A 6028-nucleotide genomic window follows, 5' to 3' on the forward strand; every position below is an offset into this window, starting at 1 on the left:
CGGCCAGCCGCCGAGCCGGCCAGCCGCCGAGCCGGCCCGCCGCCGAGCCGGCCAGCCGCCGAGCCGGCGCTGCCGGACGCGCCCCGGACCGGGGCCCGGGCCGACACCCCGCTCGTCACGCGTGGTCGCGAGCGGGGGCCGGCGACGCCGCCGGGTGGTGCGGGTTGCCTGCGGGCGGCATGATCGCGGGAATGATCGACACTCCGCTCCGGCGGGCCGCCGGTTCCCTCTTCGGCCTCGCCTACGGTGACGCGCTGGGCAAGCCGACCGAGTTCCTGACCGTCGCCGAGATCGTCCGCCGCTACGGGCCGGCCGGCCCACGCGACCTCGCCGGCGACCCGGCGCTGGTGACCGACGACACCCAGATGGCGCTGGCGGTCGGCTGGGCGCTGCACGACGCGCCGGCGCTGACTCCGGAGGCGGTCGAGCCGCTGCTGCGGGGGCGCTTCCTCGACTGGGCGGCCAGCCCGGAGAACAACCGGGCGCCGGGCATGACCTGCCTGCGCGCCTGCGCCGAACTCGGGCGCGGGATGCGTTGGCAGGAGGCGACGGTGGCCGGCTCGAAGGGCTGCGGGGCCAACATGCGGGTCACCCCGGTCGGCCTGCTGGACGTCGACCTGGACACCCTCGCCGGGCTGGCCCAGCTCCAGGCGGGGCTGACCCACGGCCACCCGACCGGCCTCGCGGCCAGCGAGCTGACCGCGTACGCGGTGCGGCTGCTGCGCGACGGCGCGACGCTGGCGGAGCTGCCCCGGCTGCTCGTCGACCGGGCCCGCGACCAGCGGCGGGTCTACCGCGCCGACTGGCTCGGCGACCTCTGGCAGCGCCCCGGCGTGGACACGCCGGAGGACTTCATCGCCCGGGGCTGGGACGAGTGCCTCGCGGTCCTGGGCCGCCTCGACGCCGCTCTCGCCGGCCCGGACGACGGCGGCGACCCGTGCCGGCACACCGGCGAGGGGTGGATCGCCGAGGAGGCGCTGGCCACGGCCCTGTTCTGCGCGATCCGGCACGCCGACGACCCGGTGGCCGCGCTGGCCCGGGGCGCCACGACCGCCGGCGACTCCGACTCGATCGCCGCGCTGGCCGGCGCCTTCGTCGGCGCCGCGCTGGGCATGGCGGCCTGGCCCGCCCCGTGGGCCGCCCGCATCGAGTACGCCGACCAGCTCACCACCCTCGCCCTGGCCTGGGGCTGACCCCCGCCCCTCCGCCCCGGCCGGCACCCCTCGGCCTGGTCGGACGGGCGGAACCCCTCGGCCTGGCCGCACGGGCGGAACCCGCCGGTCCGCGGGTGCGGCCGGCCCGGGCGGGTGCGGGTCAGGCGCCGGGCAGGTGGGGGAGGCGGCGGATGCGGCGCCACAGGGCGGGGTCGCAGACGCCGGCGCGGCGGGAGAAGTCGGCGAGCGGGACGTGGGCCGGCTCGGCCAGGTCGACGAAGCTGTCGTGCGCGGCGTCGGGATCCCACTCCCGGGTCGGGATGCGGACGTGGTCGTCCCGGGTGCTCTTGTCCTGACTGGTGATCTTCAGGACGTCGGCGCCCCCGCTGTCGGCCCGCAGCACGAGGCAGGGCCGCACCTTCGAGCCGGTGCCGTCGGCGTACGGGACGTCGGCCCACCAGATCTCGCCGGGGCGCGGCGCCCCGGCGGGAGCCCGCTCGGCGGTACGCGGTCGGGGCGGCGCGGTGGACCGGCCGGGACCGCCCGGCGGCGTCCTGCGGCCGGGCCGGGCACGCGGACGCCGGGGCGGACGTTCGGCGGCGTCGCGGTCGCCCCGCCGCCGGTCGTTCCACGCCCAGCCGGCGGCCACGGCCAGCACGATCGCCGCCGCCCAGAGCAGCCATTCCGGCATCCGTACCCCCGCCTGGTCAGTGGGCGCGGCGCGGACGCCGCGGGTTCGACGGCGGAGCGGACCTGCCCGCGCGGCCCCGCCGTCCGGCGATCCTCGCACGCCGGCGGCCCCGTCGCCGCTCGGGCGCGGCGGGCGGCCGGCGGATTGTCCCACCGGCCCGATACGGTTCCGAGGTAGCGGAATCACGGGAGGTCGCACGGTGTCCGAGGAAGCCATTGCCCAGCAGGTCACTCCGGCACAGGAGGCGGCGGCGGGCGCCGAGCCGACCCCCGACGTCCGGGAACGGCACGCCACGCTCAGCCAGGAGCTGACGGAGCACCAGTACCGCTACTACGTGCTGGACGCGCCGCTCATCCCCGACGCCGAGTTCGACCGGCTGCTGCGGGATCTGGAGGCGCTGGAGGAGCAGTTCCCGGCGCTGCGCACCCCCGAGTCGCCGACCCAGCGCGTCGGCGGCACCTTCTCCACCGACTTCACCCCGGTCGCCCACGCCGAGCGGATGCTCTCCCTCGACAACGCCTTCGCCGACGAGGAGCTGGCGGCCTGGGCCGAGCGGGTCGAGCGGGACGCGGGCGGGCCGGTGCCCTACCTCTGCGAGCTGAAGGTCGACGGGCTCGCCATCAACCTCACCTACGAGCGCGGGCGGCTGGTCCGGGCGGCGACCCGGGGCGACGGCCGCACCGGCGAGGACGTCACCGCCAACGTGCGCAGCATCGCCGACGTGCCGAGCCAGCTCGCCACGTCGGCCGAGTTCGGCGACGTGCCGGAGTTCGTCGAGGTCCGCGGCGAGATCTACTTCCCGGTGGCCGCCTTCGCCGACCTCAACGCCGGGCTGGTCGAGCAGGGCAAGGCCCCGTTCGCCAACCCGCGCAACGCCGCCGCCGGCAGCCTGCGCCAGAAGGACCCGCGGATCACCGCGTCCCGGCCGCTGCGGCTGGTGGTGCACGGCATCGGGGCCCGCCGCGGCTTCCAGCCGGTGACGCAGTCCGAGTCCTACGCGGCCCTGAAGGCGTGGGGGCTGCCGACCAGCGACCGCTGGCGGGTGGTGCCCGACCTGGCCGGTGTCGCGGAATACATCGCCCACTACGCCGAGCACCGGCACGACGTCGAGCACGAGATCGACGGCGTGGTGGTCAAGGTGGACCCCGTCTCCATCCAGGGTCGGCTCGGCTCGACCAGCCGGGCCCCGCGCTGGGCGATCGCCTTCAAATATCCGCCGGAGGAGGTGAACACGAAGCTGCTCGACATCGACGTCGAGGTCGGCCGCACCGGCCGGGTCACGCCGCGGGCCGTCCTCCAGCCGGTCAAGGTGGCCGGCTCCACCGTCGCGTACGCCACGCTGCACAACGCCCGGGAGGTCGAACGCAAGGGCGTCCTGATCGGCGACACCGTGGTGCTGCGCAAGGCCGGCGACGTGATCCCCGAGGTGCTCGGCCCGGTGGTCGACCTGCGCCCCGCCGACGCCCGGCCGTTCGTCATGCCCACCACCTGCCCGGCCTGCGGCACGCCGCTCGCGCCAGCGAAGGAGGGCGACGTCGACATCCGCTGCCCCAACTCCCGCACCTGCCCCGGGCAGCTGCGGGAGCGGGTCTTCCACCTCGCCGGCCGCAAGGTGTTCGACATCGAGGCGCTCGGCCACAAGGGCGCGGCGGCGCTGCTCGACGCCCAGGTCATCACCGACGAGGGCGACCTGTTCTCGTTGGACGAGAAGCAGCTCGCCCGGTCGCCCTTCTTCGTCAACAAGGACGGCACCCTCGGCAGCAACGCCGCCAAGCTGCTCGACAACCTGGCCGTGGCCAGGGAGCGCGACCTGTGGCGGGTGCTGGTGGGCCTGTCCATCCGGCACGTCGGCCCCACCGCCGCGCAGGCGCTCGCCCGGCACTTCCGCTCCATCGAGGCGATCGACCGGGCCAGCGAGGAGGAACTCTCCTCGGTCGACGGTGTCGGGCCGACGATCGCCGCGAGCATCCGGGAGTGGTTCGCCGTGGACTGGCACCGCGAGGTGGTCCGCAAGTGGCGCGAGGCCGGCGTACGGATGGCCGAGGAGGCGGGAGACGAGGGGCCGCGCCCCCTGGAGGGGCTCACCGTCGTGGTGACCGGCACGCTGCCGGGGTTCAGCCGCGACCAGGCGTCCGAGGCGATCCAGAGCCGGGGCGGCAAGGTGAGCGGCTCGGTCTCCAAGAAGACGTCCTTCGTCGTGGTGGGCGAGAATCCCGGCTCGAAGGCCGACAAGGCGGCCAGCCTCAAGCTGCCGATCCTCGACGAGGACGGCTTCCGGGTACTGCTCGACGCGGGCCCGGAGGCCGCCCGGGAGGTCGCCCGCACCGAGCAGTGACGCCGGGGGCGGGAGCGGCCACCGGCCCGGCGGGGCAGGTCGAGATACCAACTTAATTACGACTACGACCGATTCGCGACTGTCGTACCGGGCATTGCGACACGGAGGGCGTTTCATTGGTGGCACGGCGTGCCACCGGGTCACGCCTCGTGGACCGAGCCTCGGGAGGTGTGATGGAGGCCGCAGACTCGCGAAACTCCGTTCCGCCTGGCCGGGCACGCCCATTCTTCGCCTTCGTCTGGTCGGTGGTCGCGCTGGCGGCGGTGCTCTGCGTACGCCCGCTGCTCGACCTCCCGGCCGAGCTGCCGCGACTGCCGGTGGCGTTCTGGGTGATGGCGGCCCTGGCCGTCGGCTGTGACGCGCGCCCGTTCGTCCCGCCCGGACGCCGGCAGACCTCGGCCGTCTTCCCGTCCACCTGCTTCACCTTCGCCATCCTGCTCGGCTGGGGGTTCGGCCCGGCGATCCTGGTGCAGGCGGTGGCCGTCGTCGTCTCCGGTTGGCGGATGGGCCACGCCCCGTGGCGGACCGCCTTCAACGCCGCCCAGTACGCCGCAGCCCTGGGCGCCGCGTACGCGGTCACCTGGCTGGGGCCCGGGACCATCTTCGACGGTGGCCGGCTGCGCGGGACGGACGTGCTGGCGGTGGGCGGCGCGACGGTGGCCTGGTTCGCCGTCAACTACGCGCTGGTCAGCGCGGCCGTCCGGCTGCGCTTCGGCGACCGGTGGTGGCCCAGCCTGCGGCAGGGGCTGGGCTTCGAGCTGCTCTCCACCGGCTCGTTGCTGCTGCTCGCCCCGGTGCTGGTCGCGGCGGCGCGGGCCAGCGCGGCGCTGATCCCGCTGGTGCTGGTGCCGCTGTTCGCCGTCTACCGGATGGCCCGGCTCAGCGTCGAGCAGCAGCAGCTCGCCTCCCTGGACCCGCTCACCGGCCTGCCCAACCGCAAGGCGCTGCTGGCCGAGGTCGGCGAGCAGGTGCACCTGCACGCCGAACGGGCGGCCCGCGGCGAGCCCGACGCCCGGCTGGCCCTGCTCCTGATCGACCTCGACCGGTTCAAGAACGTCAACGACGCGCTCGGGCACGCGGTGGGGGACCGGCTGCTGGTCGAGGTGAGCGCCCGGCTGACCGGCGTGGTCGGTGAGGGCATGGTCGCCCGGCTGGGCGGGGACGAGTTCGCCATCGTGATGACCGGCCTGGCCGACGTCGACGAGGCCCGCGAGCTCGCCGGCCGGGTGGTCCGCGCGCTGGCCGAGCCGGTGTCGCTGGACGGGTTGCCGCTCGACGTGGGCGGCTCGATCGGCATCGCGCTCTTCCCCGAGCACGGCGAGGACTTCGCAACCCTGATGCGTCACGCCGACGTGGCGATGTACGACGCCAAGCACCGCAACGACACCGTGGCGATCTACGCGGCCGAGTCCGACCACAACTCCGCCGAGCGGCTCGGCCTGCTCGCCGACCTGCGCCGGGTGCTGGAGGCGGGCCGTCCGGCCGGCGACCCGCCCGGGGCGGTCCGGGCCGTCGAGGCCGACCTGTCGGACGACGACGCCCCCTGGCGAGCGGAGGACGGCGCTTCGGTCGCCGGCGGCGCGCGGGGCGGGGACGGGGCAGCGCTCCCGGCCGACGTCGCGGGTCTCGCTTCCGGGTCCGGCCGCTGGCGGCTGCGCCGCCGCAGGCAGCGCCCCGGACCGCCGCCCACCGACGAGCTGATCAACCGGATCGTGACCGCCGCCGACCCGATCCGCCGCCGGGCGGTGGCCGCCGGGACGACCCCCGGCGGCGGTGGAAAGCCGACCAGCGACGGCGGGAAGAAGGCCGGCGACAAGACGGGACGGTGGCCGTTCGGCCGCACCAAGA

4 protein-coding genes are annotated in these 6028 nt (G+C 75.7%); 3 read left to right on the plus strand and 1 reads right to left on the minus strand.

The annotated features are described in order from the left end of the window. The first annotated feature begins 191 nt into the window (after positions 1-191). Positions 192-1193: an ADP-ribosylglycohydrolase family protein gene (locus AB0G13_RS33645; RefSeq protein WP_357883409.1), complete on the plus strand. Its 1002-nt coding sequence runs from the start codon at positions 192-194 to the stop codon at positions 1191-1193. A 121-nt stretch (positions 1194-1314) separates the two neighbouring features. On the opposite strand, the gene AB0G13_RS33650 is transcribed toward AB0G13_RS33645, so the two are convergent. Further along, a complete protein-coding gene (locus tag AB0G13_RS33650) occupies positions 1315-1845 on the minus strand; it encodes a type II toxin-antitoxin system PemK/MazF family toxin (protein ID WP_357883412.1) in 531 nt (176 codons plus the stop codon). Positions 1846-2044: 199 nt separating this feature from the next. Here AB0G13_RS33650 and ligA point away from each other — a divergent pair, with 199 nt between their 5' ends. Beyond that, positions 2045-4180, plus strand: coding sequence for an NAD-dependent DNA ligase LigA (ligA, locus tag AB0G13_RS33655; protein ID WP_357883415.1), 2136 nt, complete (start codon positions 2045-2047; stop codon positions 4178-4180). A 173-nt stretch (positions 4181-4353) separates the two neighbouring features. Then, positions 4354-6028: GGDEF domain-containing protein (locus tag AB0G13_RS33660; RefSeq protein WP_357883418.1), on the plus strand; the 1675-nt coding region annotated here is incomplete at its 3' end.

It is taken from the genome of Micromonospora sp. NPDC023633 (assembly GCF_040640035.1).
Taxonomy (GTDB): Bacteria; Actinomycetota; Actinomycetes; order Mycobacteriales; family Micromonosporaceae; genus Micromonospora.

What these genes read in the sequence shown, in the direction of transcription:
- AB0G13_RS33645 (WP_357883409.1), top strand. Translation starts at nt 192, where the DNA reads ATGATCGACACTCCGCTCCGGCGGGCCGCCGGTTCCCTCTTCGGCCTC.
- AB0G13_RS33650 (WP_357883412.1), bottom strand. Translation starts at nt 1,845, where the DNA reads ATGCCGGAATGGCTGCTCTGGGCGGCGGCGATCGTGCTGGCCGTGGCC.